The following is an 18866-nucleotide window of genomic DNA, read 5'->3' as shown; positions in this document are numbered from 1 at the left end:
TTCACCAACGACGGCGGCGCGGCCCGGCGCTTCCAGAACGAGGTCGAGGTCGGCATGATCGGCATCAACGTGCCGATCCCGGTGCCGATGGCCTTTTACAGCTTCGGCGGCTGGAAGTCCTCGCTGTTCGGCGACACCCATGTGCACGGGACCGAGGGCGTGCACTTCTACACCCGGGGCAAGGTCGTCACCTCCCGCTGGCTCGACCCCGGCCACGGCGGCGTCAACCTCGGCTTCCCCACCAACGGCTAGTGGTCCCGTATCGAACATCGAGCGGGAGGAGCAGGTGCCCCGCCACTGGCCCCTGAACCGTGAGGCCCGCGTCCCTCCTGCCGGGACGCGGGCCTCACGCGTGCTCTGAACCCTCTGTCACGGGGCGGGTCTCGCCCATGCCTGGCCTGTGCGAACCGGGCACGCAGTCCCCGACGGACCGCGGGAGGCCGGGGACGGCCGGTAGGCTCCCGGGCAGATCGGTGGCGACGTCGGGAGGAAACCTCGTGGGCCTCATGGGCAGGGACAGGCTCCGCCGCGCGCGTCTTGGGGCAGCGCTGGGGGCGGGCGGCCTGGCGCTCGCCGCCCTGGCCCAGGTGGGAGCCGCGAGCGCGACCTCGTCGGTGCGAAGCCCCACCCCCTCCGGCACGCCCGTCGCGACGCCCGGCTCCGAGTCCGGAGCCATCCCCTCCGCCACCTCCAGCCCGGCACCGTCGGCGTCCATCGGCAAGGGCGAGGGCACGCTCCAGGTGCTCACGTTCCAGGGGTACGTCGAGTACGGCGGGGCCAGCTCGCGGGTCAACTGGCTGACGCCCTTCGAGCGGGAGAGCGGCTGTGTCGTCAAGCTCGACCGGGTCAGGACGAGCGAGGAGATGGCCGCCAGGTTCACCGAGGGCGGCTACGACGTGCTCTCGGCCACCCCCGACCTGGCCGGTCTGCTGGTGCAGCAGGGGAAGGTCGCGCCGCTCGACACCGCGCTGGTCACTGACTACCGGCGGATCCCCAAGCGCCTGCGCGAGCTGCCCGGTCTGCGCGAGGACGACAAGGTCTACGGCATCCCCTACCTGTGGGGGGTGAACCGGGTGGTCCGCGAAGGGGACGGGCCGCGGGGACCCCTCGCCCTCTACGGGACGGCTCCGGCGGCGATCAGGAACAGCCCGCTGAGCATCGCCGACGCCGCGCTCGCCCTCAGGGGGACGCGCCCCCAGCTGAAGATCAAAGATCCGTTCCAGCTCACCCCCGCCCAGCTCGACGCCGCGATGAAGCTCCTCGCCGAGGGCGAAGGCCCCGGCCGGGTTTACTGGGACGGCTCGCTCGACCTGGTCAGGGCACTGTCGGCGGAGCAGGTGCGAATCGCCCAGGTCCTGCCCTACCACCTTGACCTCTTCCAGCGCGCGGACCGGCCGATGAAGGTGCTGAAGGGGGTCCCGGCGACCGGGTGGGTCGACTCGTGGATGCTCGCGGCCAAGCCGGCCAGCCCGAACTGCGCCTACCGGTGGCTGAACTGGATGAGCTCGGTGCGGGCGCAGCGTCCCGCCGCGGCCTGGACCGGCCTCGCCCCGGCCAATCCGGAGGCGTGCGGCGGGCGCGCCCGCCGGATCTGCGAGGCGTACCAGGTGCGTGACAACCGCCGGCTGCGCGACGTCCTCTTCGCCGCCCGTCCGACGAGGGACTGTGGTGGCCAGGGCGGGGAGTGCACCGACTACGCCGGGTGGGCGGAGCGGTGGAAGAGCCTCAGGGCATCCTCCGAGCCTGGAAAGCAGCGGATCTCCGACTGAGGCCGGGGTCGGACGCCTCCTCGCCCCAAAGAAGGCTCCCGCTACCCCACCGTGTCGGTGATCTCGGTAGCGAGCAACGTTTTTCGTTGCTCTGATCGTTTTTGGCGATGGATTCAGTAGGAAAATCATGTCCTTAATATCGACTGGTCGACCAGTCAGTGGGTAGGGTAGTCGCCATGAGAATCCTTCTTGTTGGAGCGGGCGGCGTTGGCTCCGCCGTCGTCCCGATCGCCGCACGCCGAGATTTCTTCGAACACATCGTGGTCGCCGACTCTCAACAGGACCGGGCCGCCGCCGTGGTGGCCAGGATCGCGGACCCGCGTTTCAGCGCCATCGGGCTGGACGCCTCCGACCGGGTGGCGGTCGAGGCCGCTCTCACCGAGCACCGCTGCGACGTGCTCTTCAACGCGGTGGATCCCCGCTTCACCATGTCCCTGTTCGAGGCGGCGCTCAACGCCGGAGCCCACTATCTCGACATGGCGATGTCGCTGTCGCGCCCCCACCCCCGCAGACCGTACGAGCTGACCGGGGTGAAACTCGGCGACGAGCAGTTCGCCCTCGGCGAGGCATGGCGGGAGCGGGGCGGGCTGGCGCTGGTCGGCATGGGCGTGGAGCCCGGGCTGGCCGACGTCTTCGCGCGTTACGCCGCCGAGCACCTCTTCGAGAGCATCGAGGAGATCGGTATCCGCGACGGCTCCAACCTGGTGGTCGAGGGCTATGAGTTCGCACCGACGTTCTCCATCTGGACGACCATCGAGGAGTGCCTCAACCCGCCGGTGGTCTGGGAGGACGGCGACTGGCACACCACCGAGCCGTTCAGCGAGCCCGAGGTCTTCGACTTCCCCGAGGGGATCGGGCCCGTCGAGTGCGTCAACGTCGAGCACGAGGAGGTGCTCCTGGTGCCGCGCTACATCGACGCCAGGCGGGTGACCTTCAAGTACGGTCTCGGCGAGGAGTTCATCGGAGTCCTGAAGACCCTGCACAAGCTGGGCCTGGACAGGGCGGGCAAGATCAAGGTGGGCGGTGTCGAGACCTCGCCGCGCGACGTGGTCGCGGCCAGCCTCCCCGATCCGGCCACGCTCGGTGATCGGATGCGGGGCAAGACCTGCGCCGGAACCTGGGTGAAGGGCGTGGGCAAGGACGGGCGGCCGCGCGAGGTCTACCTCTACCACGTGGTCGACAACGAGTGGTCGATGCGGGAGTACGGCTGCCAGGCCGTGGTCTGGCAGACGGCGGTGCACCCGGTGGTCGCCCTGGAGTTGCTGGCCACCGGCGCCTGGTCGGGCACCGGGGTGCTCGGTCCCGAGGCGTTCGACGCGGTGCCCTTCCTGGAACTGCTCACCGCCTACGGCTCACCGTGGGGGATGCGGGAGCAGACGGCCCCGGCTCTGCTGTCCGCCTGACGCACCTTGTCAACGGCAGGGCGCGGGAGCCTCGCGCTCGTCCGCGCGTGCGGCGTCGGCGGCGGGCGCCAGGAAGAGGTCCGCCGGCGCCCGCGCCGCGACCAGGGCCTTTCCACGGGTACGGGGATGTGCGCCGGTCGTACAGCGGTTCGGTGCTGGTCGTTGGGAACCGAGGTGCCCCTGATCTTCCGGATCCGGGGGACCAGAGGGGGCGACGGCAGGACCGCCCTTTCCGCGGCCGCGTTCAGGGCGCCTGACAGCGCCTCGCGGCGTGTTCCCGCCGCGACGCGAGTGCCCGGTTTACCTGCCACGGTGGGTGAATCGCAGCATATTGCCGGAGGGGTCGAGGAAGGCGCAGTCGCGGACGCCGTCGGGCTGGTTGATCGGCTCTTGCATCACTTCAGCGCCCGCTGCCTCGATGTGCTCGAAGGCGGCGTCGCAGTCGTCGGTCAGGAAGACAAGACGGCCCAGCAGGCCCTTGGCCATCAGGTTTTCGATCGTCTGCCGGTCGGCCGGCGAGGCACCCGGGTCCGCGCCGGGCGATTCGAGAAAGATCTGCACGTCCGGCTGTGACGGCGGGCCGACGCTCGCCCGCCGCGTCCCCTCGGCTTCGACGTCATCGTGTACCTCGAAACCGAGCACGTCACGGTAGAAGCCGAGCGCCTCGTCGACGTCGCAGACGGCGAGAGTGCAGGACGAGAGCCTGAGATTCATGCCGGTCACACCGCGGACCGGTCGGGGAGTATGGCTCATTGCCGCTCCTTGTCGTTGGCGCTGAGAAAGACGATGTCGAGGTCGCGGAGCCGGTCCAGGTCGGTGTCGATGGCGATGCGGGTGATCTTCTCGCCGCTGATGGTGAACGTGAAGACGGCCTTCGGCCGGCCGCGGTGCGACCAGACGGCCGCCGGAACGCCGTCGACCAGAGCGAGCCGGGCGGCCTGAGCCCGCCCGGCGAAGAAAGCCGCCACCGCCTGGGCGCCGCGGGCCTCGACGGCCACGGCGTCCGGATCGAGCAGCTCGAGCAGGGCGGCGAAATCCCCGCTCCGGGAGGCGGCAAGGAAGGCGGCGACGATTTCCCGCTTCGCCGATCGCGCGGCATCGGATGCGTCCGCCGCTCCTTGCACCCGGCGCCGGGCCCGGCTGGCGAGTTGCCGGGCCGCCACCGGGGAGCGGTCCATGATGGCGCCGATCTCGCCGAACGACACAGCGAAGACGTCGTGCAAGACGAACGCGAGCCGTTCGGCGGGAGTCAGCGTGTCCAGCACCACCATCAGCGCGACACCGACCGAATCGGCCAGTAGCGCCTCGCCCTCGGGGTCGGCCCGGCCGGTCGGGTGGGTGCTCGCGTGCGGCGCGGCCGGCTCGGGAGGCAGCGCCCCGGCCGACTCCTCACGCCGGGCCCGGCGCGCCTCGAGCATGTTCAGGCAGACCCGGGCGACGACCGTGGTCAGCCACCCGGCCGGATTCTCCACCTGGCCGGTGTCGGCGCGGCTGACCCGCAGCCACGCCTCCTGCACCGCGTCCTCGGCCTCGGCCGGTGAGCCGAGCATCCGGTGGGCCACCGCGTGCAAGCGGCCCTGGTGCTCGGCGAACCGCTCGCTCAGCCAGTCCTGCTCGACCATCTGTCACATTCCTCCGTCGCCGCCTGTCATACCAATTGACCGGCGAACCCGCGCCGATGTGACATCCGGGCCCGGCCCGGATGTCCGGCCTGCCGGTTCAGGCGGCGCATACACCTCAAGCAGCAGGAGACAAGGCATGAAAGCGCACGTGAGCTCGATCCTCCTCGGCGTCCGGGACCTGGAGCAGTCCAAGCGGTTCTACACGGAGGGTCTGGGCTGGAAGATCAAGAACGACTACGGCATCTCGGCGTTCTTCGAACCGGACGGCGGCTCGCCCGTGGGCTTCTACGGCCGCGAAGGCCTGGCCGGCCAGGTGGGCACGAGTCCGGAGGGCAGCGGTTTCAGCGGGCTGGTCCTCACCTACGTCGTCCGCAGCGAGGCGCGGGTCGACGAGATCATCGCGGAGGCCGAGAAGGCCGGCGCCACGGTCCTCAAGCCCGCCGGCGCCCTGCCGTGGGGCGGGTACGGCGGCTCCTTCGCCGACCCGGACGGCTACATCTGGAGTCTCGGCTACAGCGCCCAGGGAACGGACCAGCCCTACGCGGAGTAGCCGCCGAAAGCCTCTGGCGAGTGTGGGTGACGTGGCCATCGCCGGGCACGCCGGGCGTGCCGTGTCCGCGCTTACCGGATACGACTCGCCGACCGGCGAAAGACCGGCTCAGCGGTGCTTTGGCGGTTCGTCGCACGTTTCTCAACGCTCGGTCCGCCACGCCGATGTGACATCCGGGCCCGGCCCGGATGTCCGGCCTGCCGGTTCAGGCAGCGAAATACCCCGAAAACACCAGGAGAGAACCGTGTCACTGCAGGTGAGCGCCATCATGCTCGGCGTCAAGGATCTGGCTCGCGCCAAGAGGTTCTATGCCGAAGGCCTGGGCTGCGAGATCGACGAGGACACCCGCCATTTCGTTTCGTTCAGCCTGGGCGAGGGATCTCCGCGGCTGGCTCTCTACGAATGGGAGGCAGCGGCACAGGACGCCGGCGTCTCCGCGGAGGGATCCGGATTCCGCGGCGCCTCATTCCACTTCAACCCCGACTCCAGGGAAGTGGTGGATGAGACGATGCGCAACGCGGTGGCCGCCGGTGGCAGCGTGGTCAAGGAGGCGGCCCCCGCCCAGTGGGGCGGGTACTTCGGCTACTTCAGCGACCCGGACGGCTACCTGTGGAAAGTCACCACCTACGCCTCCTGACCCGTAGACCTCGCGCGGGGTCCCCGGACACGCCACACCCGGGCGAGGCCGGGGACCGGTCCGGGCCCTCGCTCAAGGAGGCGATGGCCCGGGACGGGCGGGCGCGTGCCGCGCTCGTCTATGACCAGGCGAGGTGCTTGATCACCGTTGCCGCGGACATCCCGGGCACGGGTGAGGAAGGTGGGATCGGTGTTCGCAGGCTCGGCCTCCCGGCCGCGCGTTCGTGCCCTCGATCGAGGAACGGCGCATCAGGAGAAGGCCACGCGCCACGGGAGGGAGTGGGTGTCGTCCTGCTGAGGTAGCAGCGCGTCGGCGCACTCCGGGCAGGCGAAGAGGGTTGTGTCGTCGGGAAGGCGGCCGATCCTGATTCGCGGGCGGGGCCACTTCTTGTGGCAGGCCACGCAGGCGTCGCCCTCACGCTGGGTGGGGGTCAGCCCCTCGGGATCAAAGGTCATTGTGACGTGTGCCGTTCTGGCCTGCCTCCAACTCATTTCTCTATCCCTTCGGCGTGGAGACCCCTGGTTTCTCCCACGGCGCGGCCGCAGGGAGGCTGTCGACACGTTTCCTGCCTTGATCGCGCACTTTCGTATCGGAACTGTTATAACGCGGTCACGGCCCGTGGTCGTTGTGGCAGGTGTCAAGTGGTGGTTAAATCACGGCCTGCATGCAGGCCATATAACGGCAAATGGGGCACTCAGCATCAAGCCGGGTGCCCCATTTGGTGGGTTCTAAACCGTCACATCTCGTTCACGGCTTTCTCTAGAATGGTGAGCCCCTCCTCCAGGAGGTGGTCGGGGATGACCAGCGGCGGCAGGAAGCGCAGCACATTGCCGTAGGTGCCCGCGGTCAGCACGAGCAGGCCCTCGGCGTGGCACCTCCTGGCGATCTCGCCCGCCGCCGTGGGGTGCGGGTCCTTGGTGCCGGGGACCACCAGCTCGATAGCGATCATGGCCCCCCGGCCGCGTACGTCGCCGATCACCGGGTTCCGCTCCGCCATGGCGCGCAGCCGAGGGAGCATGGTCTCGCCGATGCGGCGGGCCTTTCCGGTCAGGTCGTCGGCCTCGATGGTCTCCAGCACGCCCAGTGCCGCCTCGCAGGCGAGCGGGTTACCGCCGTAGGTGCCGCCCAGACCGCCCACGTGGACCCTGTCGAGGAGATCGGCCCGGCCGGTGACCGCGGACAGCGGGAGGCCGCCCGCGATGCCCTTGGCGGTGACGATGATGTCGGGCACGATGCCCTCGTCCTCGCAGGCGAACAGGTCGCCGGTACGGGAGAAGCCGGTCTGCACCTCGTCGGCGATGAAGACGATGCCGTTCTCCCGGCAGAACTCCGCGATCCTCGGCAGGAAGCCCTTGGCGGGCTCGATGAAGCCGCCCTCGCCGGCGATCGGCTCGATCACCACGGCGGCGACGTTCTCCGCGCCGACCTGCTTGGTGATCTGGTCGATCGCCTGGGCGGCGGCCTCCTCGGCGCAGTTCTCCGGGCCGGTGGGCCAGCGGAACGGGTAGGCCAGCGGCACCCGGTAGACCTCGGGGGCGAACGGGCCGAAACCGTGCTTGTACGGCATGTTCTTGGCGGTCAGCGTCATCGTCAGCAGGGTCCGGCCGTGGTAGCCGTGGTCGAAGACGACGACCGCCTGGCGGCCGGTGGCCTGGCGGGCGACCTTGACCGCGTTCTCCACGGCCTCGGCGCCGCTGTTGAGCAGGAAGGTGCGCTTCTCGTGGTCGCCGGGGGTGATCTCGTTGAGCTTCTCGGCGACCTGTACGTACGACTCGTACGGCGTGATCATGAAGCAGGTGTGCGTGAAGTCGGCGACCTGCTTGCGCACCCGCTCGACGACGCGCGGAGCGGCGTTGCCGACGTTGGTCACCGCGATGCCCGAACCGAAGTCGATCAGGGAGTTGCCGTCGGCGTCGACGACCACACCGCCTCCGGCATGCGTCACGAAGACGGGCAGTGTGGTACCGATGCCCGGGGGTACGGAGGCCTGTTTGCGCGCGAACAGCTCACGGGACTTCGGGCCGGGGATCTCGGTGACGACGCGGCGTTCCTGCGGAAGCGAGGGGCCGCCCTCGGTGAGGGTGCTCATGATGTGAAGGTATGTGGTGGATGTCGGTGTGCCGATGATGCACTATGTCAAAATTGACGGGGAATAGTGGACGTAACGTACAAAACGGGGGTGGCTGTGGCGCCGACGCTGCGCACCGTCGTACGGCGGTCACCGCTCGGGCTCCGCGTGCTCGCCGGCGGGGACGCGCTCGACCGGCCGGTGCGCTGGGTGGCGGTCAGCGAACTGGAGGATCCCACCCCGTTCCTCGAGGGCGGGGAACTGGTCCTCACCACGGGCATGCGCCTGGACGCCGGCAACGCCGCCTCCTACGTCGAGCGCCTGGTCGGCAGGGAGGTCGCCGGCCTCGGATTCGGCGTCGGGCTCGGGCACGAGACGATTCCCGGGGAACTGGTCGAGGCCGCCACCCGGGCGGGGCTGCCGCTGCTCGAGGTGCCGCGCGACATCCCGTTCGTCGCCATCGGCAAGGCGGTCAGCGAACTGCTCGCCGCGGAGCAGTACGACGAGCTCAGCCGTGCCTTCGCCGCCCAGGGCCGGCTCACCCGTGCCGCCCTGCGCCCGGAGGGACCTCGCGCGGTGATCGACCGCCTGGCCCGCGAGCTGGGCGGCTGGGCGATCCTGCTGGACGAGGCGGGGGCCGTGCGGCACGCGGCGGGCCGGGGGGCGGCCGGCGCCGCCGACGACCTCGGCCCCGAGCTGGAACGGCTGAGAAAGATCACCGGCCGTGGCGCGCCCGCGAGCGCGGCCTTCTCCTCGCCCAGGGAGCACGTCATCGTGCAACCGTTCGGGGCCCGCCGGGTCAGGGGATTCCTCGCCGTCGGCCTCGGCAGGCCCTTCACCCCGGTCGCGCACACCGTGGTCAACGCCGCCGGATCCCTGCTGACGCTCGCCGTCGAGCACGGCAGGGAGTACCTGGCCGCCGAGCGCCGGGTTCGCTCGGCGGTGCTGCGGCTGCTGCTGGCCGGGCAGGTGGACGCCGGGTGCGAGACGCTGGAGCGGCTGGGGGAGCGGCTTCCCGCCGGGCCGCTGGTGGCCATCGTCTGCGCCGGCGAGCGGGAGGCGGTGCTGGAGACAGCGGGTGACGAGTTCGCGGCGGCCGACGGTGGCGCCGACAGCGGTGCCGACGGTGGCGCCGACGGTGACGGGGTGGTCCTGCTCGTCCCGGCCTCGCGGGCCGATGCCGTGGCCGCGGCGCTCGGCGAGCACGGCCCCGTCGGGCTCGGCGATCCCGCCGATCTCGACGATCTGCGCACCGGGCTCGACCAGGCGTACCAGGCACTCGCCGGGGCCAGGCGCGGCGCCGTGCCGGTGATGCGCTTCGCCGACCTGGCGGGCCGGGGACTGCTCTGCCTGCTCGACTCCGACGCGGCGGCGGCCTTCTCCTCGGCGCTGCTCGCCCCGCTCAGGAGGTACGGCTCGCGCGCGGACCTGCTGGAGTCCCTCCGGGCCTACCTGGACTGCAACGGCCACTGGGACGCGGCGGCGCAGCGGCTCGGAGTGCACCGTCACACCCTGCGCTACCGCATGCGCCGGGTCGCCGAACTCGTCGGCCGTGACCTCGACGACCCGGCGGCCCGCGCCGAACTCTGGATCGCCCTGGCGGTCGCCCCGGGTGACGGGTCCGCCAGGTGAGCCGGGGCGAGGACTCCGCCCACGGAGAGGCCGGCAGGCCGGTCACGCCCGGGAGACGCCGGCGACCAGGTAGCGGGAGATGACGGCCTGGATGACCGTGTCGTAGGTGCCGCTGTCGCGCAGGTGCCCGGCACGTTCCAGGCTGATCGCGCCCTGGGCGGCGGCCCACACGGCATCGGCGATCTTCCTGGGCTGGGTGGGGACGATGTACCCGGCCGAGATGCAGTCGGCGATCACTCGGTCGACGATGTTCAGCGCCGCGCGGGCCAGGGTCCTGGCCCGCTCACTCGGTACGAAGCCGGGGATCGCGCGCTCGAACATCAGGGCGTAGTAGCCGGGCTCGTCCAGTGCGGCCTCCCGGTAGGCGGGGCCGAGCGCCGTGAGGTGCTCCAGGGCGTCCCTGCGCGGGGGCACGGCCTCCAGGCGCCGCCGGAAGCGCTCGAAGCCTTCCAGGTACAGGGCTTCGGCGAGGCCCTCCTTGCTGCCGAACATGGTGTAGATGACGGTCGTCGAGCATTCCGCCTCGGTGGCGATGCGGCGCATCGACAGGCTCTCGGGACCGATGGTGACCAGCAACTGGCTGGCGACGTCGAGCAACCTGGCGCGCAGTTCGTCGTGTGAGGCCCGTTCACCGAGGAGATACGCGCCCTGAAGGCCGCGCGGCGCCGAGGAGGTCATGCGCCCACGCCCTTCCGCTCTGAGTGTTCATTCGGTGACTTAGCCATGATGAAGATCATTTAAACCGGCGCCATGTAAGGAATATCCCCGAATGCCCCTCTTTTCGTTACAGGGCCGGGGTGAATGGACTATTGGCCGGAAAGGTGTACCGGTACCGGGATCTTGTGCGGAGTGGAGTAAGACCGTGCCGTCGCAGGTGACATAGCGTCGAGGTATGGACGTGCGCCCCTTCTGGCTCGCCGGCCGCCCCGCCACAGGCGACACCGAGCTCACCGTGACCAATCCGCATGACGGCCGAGCCGTCGCCGTCTGCTCCGTGCCGACGGCCGACCAGGTCGAGGAGGCCGTGGCCGCCGCGGCGGCCGTGCGGAAGGAGGCGGCCGCGCTCCCGATCCACGTGCGCGCCGACGCCCTCGCGCACGTCTCGCGCCGCCTGGCCGAGCGTGCCGACGAGATCGCCCGCCTCATCAGCGAGGAGAACGGCAAGCCGATCTTCTGGGCCCGCGGCGAGGTCGGCCGTGCGATCTCCACCTTCAGGTTCGCGGCCGAGGAGACCCGTCGCCTCGGCGGCGAGACCATGCGCCTGGACACCGAGGCCGCCTCCGCGGGCCGCCTCGCCTACATCTCGCGTGTCCCGCACGGCCCGGTCCTGGGCATCACCCCGTTCAACTTCCCGCTCAACCTGGTGGCGCACAAGGTGGCCCCGGCGATCGCGGTCGGCGCCCCGATCATCGTCAAGCCCGCCCCGGCGACGCCGGTCTCCGCACTGGTCCTGGGCGAGATCCTGGCCGAGACCGACCTGCCGGAGGGGATGTTCTCGGTGCTCCCGGTGCCCAACGACCGCGCCGCGGGGCTGGTCGAGGACCCGCGCCTGCCTGTCGTCTCCTTCACCGGATCGGCTCCGGTGGGGTACGCGATCCTGGAGGCGGTCCCGCGCAAGCACGTGACCCTGGAACTCGGCGGCAACGCCGCCGCGGTGGTCCTCGCCGACGCCGACCTCGACTGGGCCGCCTCGCGGATCGCCCTGTTCTCCAACTACCAGGCCGGTCAGAGCTGCATCGCCGTGCAGCGGGTGATCGTCGAGGCGTCGGTGCACGACGACTTCGTGGCCAGGCTCGTCCCTGCGGTCGAGGCCCTGGTCGTCGGCGACCCCGCCGACGAGAAGACACAGGTGGGCCCGCTCGTGTCCGTCGAGGCCGCGGAGCGCGTGGAACAGTGGGTCGGCGAGGCCGTCGCGGCCGGTGCCCGCCTGCTGGCCGGCGGCACCCGCGACGGCGCGACCGTCGCGCCGACGGTCCTCGCCGACGTGCCGGCCGACGCCAAGGTCTCCTGCGAGGAGGTCTTCGGCCCCGTGATGATCGTTCAGACGGTGTCCGGAGTGGACGAGGCGTTCGCCACGGTCAACGATTCCAAGTACGGCCTGCAGGCCGGGGTGTTCACCCGCAGTCTCGACAACGCCTTCCGGGCCAACCGGGAGCTTGAGGTCGGCGGAGTGATCATCGGTGACGTGCCGTCCTACCGTGCCGACCAGATGCCCTACGGCGGGGTCAAGGACTCGGGCGTCGGCCGCGAGGGCATCCGCTCGGCCATCGCCGACCTCACCTACGAGAAGGTCATGGTCCTCACCGGCCTGACCCTCTGAGCCCGCCCCGGTGCCCCGGTCGCGGTGTCCCGCGGCCGGTTCGCCGGTGACGGCCCTCCGAACCGGTCGCGGCTTCCGCCGTCGACGGGGCCCGCGCCGCTCCCACCGGAGACGCGGGCGCCTCGATCATCTCGCCCCCGCTTCTTCCGCCGGTGTCACGACGTCGCGGCCATGGCGTAGAGCTCCCTGGCCGAGTCGCCGAAGTAGGGGCCGTACATGGTGCGGTGGTCGTCGCTGTATTTGAAACTGCTGACCGAGACGATCGTGCCGCGGCCGGTGGAGGCGTCGAAACCGCTCAGCCACGGGCCCCCGCTGGATCCGGCGGTCATGTCGCAACGCATCCCCTGGTCACCGGTCTGCCCGTTCGGGTCGTCGCGAAGCGTGCCCGCGCAGTAGACCAGGTGCTCACCGTCGTAGGGCGAGTCGGCGGGGAAGCCGAAACCGCTGGTGGGGCGCCCTCTGGGGGTGCCGAAAGCGATCTGTTGACCGCCGACGGCGTCGCCGAGGTGCTTGCCGTCACTGGTGTTGACCGCCACCATGCCGATGTCGTGGCTGTCGTCGCCGCCGCGCGACCAGGGACCCGCGACGAACATGCGGCGCGCGGTGTACTGCCCGTACGGGCGGCGGCCCTGGGAGTAGCCGGGGACGAAGGTCCAGTTGTCGGCCCAGGCGCCGGTGCCGTCCTTGACGCAGTGACCGGCGGTCACGACCAGATCCCTGTTCGCACTCCTGACCGAACTCGCCGAGCACACGAAGTCACTGCCCTTGATGGTCAGGAACACCCGCCCCGTGGTGCGTTCGACCATTCCGCCGGAGGTCCAGCGGGCGCCGGAGGTGAGTGTGGCGGCGCCGTTCGGGCTCCGATGGGGGGCGGTCCCCCGGCCGGCTCGGTCGAAGAGCCGGCCGAGCAACCCGGTGGCCTTCGAGAGCCGGTCGACGGGGAGCGCCGAGGCCATCCGGCGGGGAGTCCAGTAGTCGAGCACGCGCTTTCGCTCCGACGCGGTAGGAGCGACCGTGTGCTCGACGACGTCCGGTGTGCCGGGTGTCGCGACTTCCGCGGTGAGAGGGAGGGCGGGGATGTTCACGGCCCGCTGCCCGGGCTCGGCGGCCGTCTGCCGGATGGCCGGCACGCCGGTCGTCGGGACGCCCAGCAGCCCGGCGACGAGCGGGGCGGCCGCAAGCAGGGGGAGGCTTGAGGTCATGAAACCCGAGTTTGCACTACGGAGAGTGTTTCTGTGCTTACTTTAGGGTATTCGTGGCCGCCGATGGCCTGGTGAGGCTCAGGGAGCGCCGGTCGTCTGGGCGGCCTCGTAGACGGCCTGCGCGTCGGTGCCGAAGTACGGGCCGAACATCCAGCCGGAGGCGAAGTCGTACTTGAAGCTGTTCACCGAGTTCAGCGTGCCCAGGCCGGTGCTCTCGTTGAAGCGGAGGAACCACGGGCCGCCGCTCGACCCGCCGGTCATGTTGCAGTTCAACCCGATGTCGCGGGACATCAGGAAGTCGTCGAAGGCGCGTCCGGCGCAGTAGACCAGCCTGGAACCGTCATAGGGACTGGCCGCCGGGTAGCCGAAGGAGTGCATCTGCGCCCGGCGCGACTGGTTGAAGGAGACGCCCTGGCCGCCGACCACGTCGGTCAGCGATCTGCCGTTCAGCGGGGCCACCACGGCCGAGGCCACGTCGTAGTTGATGTCCTCGGTGTTGTTCCACTGGGGGGTGGTGTAGAGCGTGGTCGCCACCCACGTGCCGTAGGGCCGGTCGCCGTTCTCGTATCCAGGTACGAACACCCAGTTGCTGTGGAAGGCCCCGCCCATTCGCACGCAGTGTCCCGCGGTGATCACGGTGCTTCTGTTCTCGCTCGTCACCGCGTTCGCCGAGCACGAGGCGTTGCGGCCCTGGTAGGTGAAGAAGACGCGGCCGGTGGTCCTGGCGATCGCCCCGCCGCGGGTCCACGGCGCGCCGGTGGAGGCGCGGACGGCCGCCGTGCCCTTGGCGGTCGTGCCGGCGGCCGGTGCGGTCTCGCCGTCCGGTGTGGTCGCGGGGATGGAGACGGGGTCGGCCGCGGCCTGTGCCGCGATCGCCGCCGAGGTGAGGCGGGCACCGTCCTTCTCCGGGATGAGGGCGGCGAGCGGTTTCGCCGCCTCCATCCTGGCCTCCGTCCAGTAGCGCTGGACGGTCCGCTGCTCCGCCTTGGTGTCGGCCGCCTCCTTCTCGACCGGCTGGGGTACGGCCCGCGCCGCGGTGACGCCCCCGCCCGTACCCGGGCCACCCGCACCCGCGCCCGTGGCGCCGTGCGCGATCGTCGCGGTGAGCAGAGTGCTTCCCGCGACCGCGGTGAGAAGAGGGATGAGTCGTGCTGTGCGTCGCATATGTACCTCCCGAGGCCCGTTGCTGTTCCGGGAAGCTAGTGCGCCGTACGTACGTATTTCTCAAGATTTACAGCTATTGATATGACGAAATTCGGACTTAAATATCGCCTTTTATCGCGTGTTTCACGTCTAACAGATTTCCGAGGGGATGGGGGCGATTCGACAGCGCGGCCCGAGCCGGGAGAATGGGACGGTGCAGCCAGACACCGTCCGCTCCGTCGTCCTGCTCGGTTCGACCGGGTCCATCGGGACCCAGTCCCTCGACGTCATCGCCCGCAACCCCGACCGCTTCCGGGTGGTGGCGCTGGCCGCCTACGGCGGCCGGATCGACCTGCTGGCCGGGCAGGCGGCCGAGTTCAGGCCCGACGTGGTCGCCGTCGCCGATCCCGCCGCGGTGCCGGAACTGCGTGCGGCCCTGGCCGCGCGCGGGGTGGCCGCGCGGGTGCTGGCCGGTCAGGAAGGGGTGGCGGAGGCCGCCTCCTGGCCCGCCGACGTCGTGCTCAACGGCATCACCGGCGCGCTGGGGCTGACCTCCACGCTGGCCGCCCTGGAGGCCGGCCGGGCGCTCGCGCTCGCCAACAAGGAGTCACTGATCGTCGGAGGGCCGCTGGTCAAGCGCCTGGCCAAGCCGGGCCAGCTGATCCCGGTCGACTCCGAGCACGCCGCACTGGCCCAGTGCCTGTGGGCGGCGGGTCCCACCGGCCCCGACGCCTCAGCCGTGCGGCGCCTGGTCGTCACCGCGAGCGGCGGGCCCTTCCGCGGCAGGTCGCGCGCGGATCTCGCGGAGGTGACCCCCGAGCAGGCACTCGCCCACCCGACCTGGTCGATGGGACCGGTGATCACGGTGAACTCCGCCACGCTCGTCAACAAGGGCCTGGAGGTCATCGAGGCGCACCTGCTCTTCGACATCGGCTTCGAGCGCATCGACGTCGTGATCCACCCGCAGTCGGTCGTCCACTCGATGGTCGAGTTCGTCGACGGCTCGACCATCGCCCAGGCCAGCCCGCCCGACATGCGCCTGCCCATCGCGCTGGCCCTCGGCTGGCCCGAGCGGGTCGCCGACGCCGCGCCCGGCGTCGACTGGACCGCCGCCCACACCTGGACGTTCGAGCCGCTCGACGACGGAGCCTTCCCCGCCGTCACGCTGGCCCGCCACGTCGGCGCGGCCGGCGGCACGGCACCGGCCGTCTACAACGCCGCCAACGAGGTCTGCGTCGAGGCGTTCCTGGCCGGTCGGCTGCCCTTCCTCGGCATCGTCGACACCGTGGCCTCGGTGGTCTCCGAGCACGCCGTCACCGAGGCCGGCTCGGTGGCCGAGGTGCTCGATGCCGACTCCTGGGCACGGATAAGGGCACGGGAGCTCACCGGGACTGCCTAGACTGGTGAGCGTCGTCGACTCTTCAAGGGCTGAAAATGACTTCTGTTGCTCTCGGAATCCCGTCCGTAAGGACCAGGCCGATCGCCGAGCGACGCATATCTCGTCAGATCATGGTCGGTTCCGTCCCCGTGGGCGGGGACGCGCCGGTCTCCGTCCAGTCGATGACCACCACGGTCACCGCCGACGTCAACGCGACGCTCCAGCAGATCGCCGAGCTGACCGCCTCGGGCTGCCAGATCGTCCGGGTCGCGGTCCCCTCGCAGGACGACGCCGACGCGCTGCCGACCATCGCCAGGAAGTCGCAGATCCCGGTGATCGCGGACATCCACTTCCAGCCGAAGTACGTCTTCGCCGCGATCGAGGCGGGCTGCGCGGCGGTCCGGGTCAACCCCGGCAACATCAAGAAGTTCGACGACAAGGTCGGTGAGATCGCGCGGGCCGCCGCCGACCGAGGCGTGCCGATCAGGATCGGCGTCAACGCCGGCTCGCTCGACCCCCGCCTGCTCCAGAAGTACGGCAAGGCCACCCCCGAGGCGCTGGTGGAGTCGGCGCTCTGGGAGTGCTCGCTCTTCGAGGAGCACGGCTTCCGCGACATCAAGATCTCCGTCAAGCACAACGACCCGGTCGTGATGGTCCAGGCGTACCGCCTGCTCGCCGCCCGGTGTGACTACCCGCTCCACCTCGGCGTCACCGAGGCGGGCCCGGCCTTCCAGGGCACGATCAAGTCCGCCGTCGCCTTCGGGGCCCTGCTCGCCGAGGGGATCGGCGACACCATCCGCGTGTCGCTGTCCGCCCCGCCGGTCGAGGAGGTCAAGGTCGGCAACCAGATCCTGGAGTCGCTCAACCTGCGCGAGCGTGGCCTGGAGATCGTCTCCTGCCCCTCCTGCGGGCGCGCCCAGGTCGACGTCTACACCCTGGCCGAGCAGGTCCAGGCAGGGCTGGAGGGGCTGAAGGTCCCGCTGCGTGTCGCGGTGATGGGATGCGTCGTCAACGGCCCGGGAGAGGCCCGCGAGGCCGACCTCGGTGTCGCCTCCGGCAACGGCAAGGGTCAGATCTTCGTCAAGGGCGAGGTCATCAAGACCGTTCCCGAGTCGCAGATCGTGGAAACCCTGATCGAAGAGGCGTTGCGTCTCGCCGAGCAGATGGGCGTGGAGGTCGACCTCGACGACGACGTCATGGGCGCCCAGGTCGTCGTCGGCTAGGCACCGCTCCGCTTCCCGCGCGTGTCCGCCCCCGGCCGTTCTCTCGCTGCCGGGGGCGCGCCTTTTGCGGGGGCTCTCTGCCGGGGATCTCCGGTCTCCGTAGCCTCCGTGGCCGTTTGCGGTGTTCTGGTGGCCTGCTCGGCGGTGCCGTCCGACCTGGAACCATTACACTTAGCAATCATCTGACTACACTTTGCTAGATATCCGGTTGTGTCCCGGGTGAATCGCACCCCCTCCGGGAGACCATCGCCTCTGCCGTACGAGTAGGGGGACGCAGTGAAGAAGAGGGTCGTCGGGATTGCCGCGAGCATCGCGATGCTGGCGGTCGCGGTGGGAGTGCCGCGGGGGGCGGTGGCCCAGGAGAGGGAGGGGCTGGTCTGGGGGCCCTGCGAGGGCGGCGGGATCTCGCTGCCCGGGGTGGCGCCGTCCGTTCCCGCGCAGCGGGCGGACAGCCGGATGGAGTGCGCCACGCTGAGTGTGCCGCTCGACTACGGCAACCCGTACCAGACCATCGACATCGCCCTGAACCGGATCAGGGGGAGGGCCGTCCACGACCGTCTCGGCGCGCTGCTGGTCAATCCGGGCGGGCCCGGTGCGTCCGGTCGCGATCTGGTCAAGGGCGTCGTGGCGGGGCTTCCCGGCGGCCTGGCCGACCGGTTCGACGTGGTCGGTTTCGACCCGCGCGGGGTGGGGGCCAGCGAGCCCGCGCTGAGCTGTGTCGACCCCGCGGAGTACTACCGGCCGCCCCGCCCCGACCAGGTGCCGGTCACCAGGCGTGACGAGGGCACGCTCATCGATCGGGCCCGCGAGTACGCCCAGGCGTGCGGTGACCGGTGGGGCTGGATGCTGCCCCACATGACCACGGAGAACTCCGCCAGGGACATGGACCTGATCAGGGAGGCGCTCGGCGAGTCGAAGATCAGCTTCCTGGGCTACTCGTACGGGACCTACCTGGGCGCGGTCTACGCGACGCTCTTTCCCGGCCGGCTCAGGCGGCTCGTCCTGGACAGCGTGGTGGACCCGCGCGGTATCTGGTACCGCTCGAACCTGAGCCAGAGCATCGCCTTCCAGAGCAGGCACCGGGAATTCCTCAAATGGATCGCCCGTCACAATCCGGTCTACCGGCTGGGCACCACCGAGAGGGCCGTCTCCTTCGCCTGGGACGCCATGCGTACCCGGTTGGGCGGCCATCCCGCGGCGGAAGTGATCGGTCCGAGCGAGCTCGACGATCTCTACACCGTCGGCGGCTACTCCGACGCCGTCTGGCCGCAGCTGGCCAAGGCCTTCTCCGCCTACGTCAAGAAGGGGGAGACGGCACTCCTGCTCAACGCCTACCGCAAGCACGTGGAGAACGACGCCAAGGATGAGAACAGCTACGCCGTCTACCTGGCGGTGCAGTGCCGCGACGCCGCCTGGCCGCGCGACTGGACACGCTGGCGCACGGACATGACCAGGGCGAACGCCAGGGCGCCCTTCCTCACCTGGCCCAACGCCTGGTACAACGCGCCGTGCGCGTTCTGGCCCGTGCAGGGGGGCACCCCCGTGCGGGTGCACGACAGCACCAGGCTGCCCCCGGTCATGCTGATCCAGGGTGAGCGCGACGCCGCCACCCCGTACGCGGGGGCGCTGCGGATGCGCACCCTGCTCCGCGGCTCCCGGCTGCTGGTCGTACCCGGCGGCAACCACGGGATCTCGCTCAACGGCAACGCCTGCGTCGACCGTCGCCTGGCCGCCTACCTGCGGGACGGCACCCTTCCCGGTGGAGCACGGCAGGACTCCGGCGGCCCGGACGCCCGTTGCCCCGGCCTGCCGCCGCCGGTGCCCGTGCCGGTGATCGGACCCTCGCCCGTCCGGGTGCCCGCCGGGCACTCGGGGGGAGGGGCGATCTAGCAGGTAGATGAGATGCTCTGTGTTGGTTC

At 70.6% G+C, this 18866-nt stretch carries 17 protein-coding genes; 10 read left to right on the top strand and 7 right to left on the bottom strand.

Translation table 11 applies throughout. The features are described from left to right. The 3 genes from AB0K21_RS11690 to AB0K21_RS11680 all read left to right on the top strand — a co-directional run. On the top strand, positions 1-252 hold a 252-nt coding region (locus AB0K21_RS11690), incomplete at its 5' end, for an aldehyde dehydrogenase family protein (RefSeq protein ID WP_364149403.1). 245 nt (positions 253-497) lie between these two features. Further along, positions 498-1769 carry a hypothetical protein gene (locus AB0K21_RS11685; RefSeq protein WP_364149401.1) on the top strand — a complete coding sequence of 424 codons (1272 nt, stop codon included), beginning with the start codon at positions 498-500 and terminating at the stop codon, positions 1767-1769. A gap of 176 nt (positions 1770-1945) precedes the next feature. Continuing rightward, positions 1946-3172: a saccharopine dehydrogenase C-terminal domain-containing protein gene (locus AB0K21_RS11680; protein ID WP_343966546.1), complete on the top strand. Its 1227-nt coding sequence runs from the start codon at positions 1946-1948 to the stop codon at positions 3170-3172. A 300-nt stretch (positions 3173-3472) separates the two neighbouring features. Here the strand turns inward: AB0K21_RS11680 and AB0K21_RS11675 are convergent, their stop codons facing one another. Further along, positions 3473-3925, bottom strand: a complete 453-nt coding sequence (locus AB0K21_RS11675; protein ID WP_343966543.1) for a VOC family protein — start codon at positions 3923-3925, stop codon at positions 3473-3475. After that, positions 3922-4794, bottom strand: coding sequence for a sigma-70 family RNA polymerase sigma factor (locus AB0K21_RS11670; RefSeq protein WP_364149398.1), 873 nt, complete (start codon positions 4792-4794; stop codon positions 3922-3924). Before AB0K21_RS11670 ends, AB0K21_RS11675 begins: the two co-directional genes overlap by 4 nt. Positions 4795-4930: 136 nt before the next feature. Between AB0K21_RS11670 and AB0K21_RS11665 the strand changes: the two genes are divergently transcribed. Together AB0K21_RS11665 and AB0K21_RS11660 are read left to right on the top strand one after the other, a co-directional pair. Further along, on the top strand, positions 4931-5344 hold the full coding sequence (locus AB0K21_RS11665) for a VOC family protein (RefSeq protein WP_343966539.1): 414 nt from the start codon (positions 4931-4933) through the stop codon (positions 5342-5344). A gap of 244 nt (positions 5345-5588) precedes the next feature. Further along, a complete protein-coding gene (locus tag AB0K21_RS11660; protein WP_343966537.1) occupies positions 5589-5981 on the top strand; it encodes a VOC family protein in 393 nt (130 codons plus the stop codon). 248 nt (positions 5982-6229) lie between these two features. Here the strand turns inward: AB0K21_RS11660 and AB0K21_RS11655 are convergent, their stop codons facing one another. Then, positions 6230-6472, bottom strand: a complete 243-nt coding sequence (locus AB0K21_RS11655; protein WP_343966535.1) for a hypothetical protein — start codon at positions 6470-6472, stop codon at positions 6230-6232. Between the two features lie 245 nt (positions 6473-6717). Next, positions 6718-8070 carry a 4-aminobutyrate--2-oxoglutarate transaminase gene (gene gabT, locus AB0K21_RS11650; RefSeq protein WP_364149395.1) on the bottom strand — a complete coding sequence of 451 codons (1353 nt, stop codon included), beginning with the start codon at positions 8068-8070 and terminating at the stop codon, positions 6718-6720. A gap of 90 nt (positions 8071-8160) precedes the next feature. Here gabT and AB0K21_RS11645 point away from each other — a divergent pair, with 90 nt between their 5' ends. Further along, complete coding sequence (locus AB0K21_RS11645; protein WP_364149393.1) at positions 8161-9681, top strand: PucR family transcriptional regulator; 1521 nt, start codon at positions 8161-8163, stop codon at positions 9679-9681. A 42-nt stretch (positions 9682-9723) separates the two neighbouring features. On the opposite strand, the gene AB0K21_RS11640 is transcribed toward AB0K21_RS11645, so the two are convergent. Then, positions 9724-10359, bottom strand: coding sequence for a TetR/AcrR family transcriptional regulator (locus AB0K21_RS11640; protein WP_343966529.1), 636 nt, complete (start codon positions 10357-10359; stop codon positions 9724-9726). 214 nt (positions 10360-10573) lie between these two features. Here AB0K21_RS11640 and AB0K21_RS11635 point away from each other — a divergent pair, with 214 nt between their 5' ends. Then, positions 10574-12001 (top strand): aldehyde dehydrogenase family protein, encoded by a 1428-nt coding sequence (locus tag AB0K21_RS11635; protein WP_343966527.1) that lies wholly within the window; start codon positions 10574-10576, stop codon positions 11999-12001. A 155-nt stretch (positions 12002-12156) separates the two neighbouring features. On the opposite strand, the gene AB0K21_RS11630 is transcribed toward AB0K21_RS11635, so the two are convergent. Both AB0K21_RS11630 and AB0K21_RS11625 read right to left on the bottom strand, forming a co-directional pair. Next, positions 12157-13203 (bottom strand): hypothetical protein, encoded by a 1047-nt coding sequence (locus tag AB0K21_RS11630; protein WP_364149390.1) that lies wholly within the window; start codon positions 13201-13203, stop codon positions 12157-12159. A 78-nt stretch (positions 13204-13281) separates the two neighbouring features. Next, positions 13282-14367 carry a peptidase gene (locus AB0K21_RS11625; protein WP_364149388.1) on the bottom strand — a complete coding sequence of 362 codons (1086 nt, stop codon included), beginning with the start codon at positions 14365-14367 and terminating at the stop codon, positions 13282-13284. A 193-nt stretch (positions 14368-14560) separates the two neighbouring features. Here AB0K21_RS11625 and dxr point away from each other — a divergent pair, with 193 nt between their 5' ends. From dxr to AB0K21_RS11610, 3 genes are all read left to right on the top strand, one after another. Further along, on the top strand, positions 14561-15745 hold the full coding sequence (gene dxr, locus AB0K21_RS11620) for a 1-deoxy-D-xylulose-5-phosphate reductoisomerase (RefSeq protein ID WP_364149386.1): 1185 nt from the start codon (positions 14561-14563) through the stop codon (positions 15743-15745). Positions 15746-15780: 35 nt separating this feature from the next. After that, positions 15781-16947: a flavodoxin-dependent (E)-4-hydroxy-3-methylbut-2-enyl-diphosphate synthase gene (gene ispG, locus AB0K21_RS11615; RefSeq protein WP_343966517.1), complete on the top strand. Its 1167-nt coding sequence runs from the start codon at positions 15781-15783 to the stop codon at positions 16945-16947. A gap of 276 nt (positions 16948-17223) precedes the next feature. Further along, a complete protein-coding gene (locus tag AB0K21_RS11610) occupies positions 17224-18837 on the top strand; it encodes an alpha/beta hydrolase (protein WP_364149384.1) in 1614 nt (537 codons plus the stop codon). The last annotated feature ends 29 nt before the right edge of the window (positions 18838-18866 follow it).

Source organism: Streptosporangium sp. NPDC049248 (genome assembly GCF_040678965.1).
Taxonomy (GTDB): domain Bacteria; phylum Actinomycetota; class Actinomycetes; order Streptosporangiales; family Streptosporangiaceae; genus Streptosporangium; species Streptosporangium fukuiense.
This window is presented reverse-complemented; position numbering and strand designations above follow the sequence as displayed.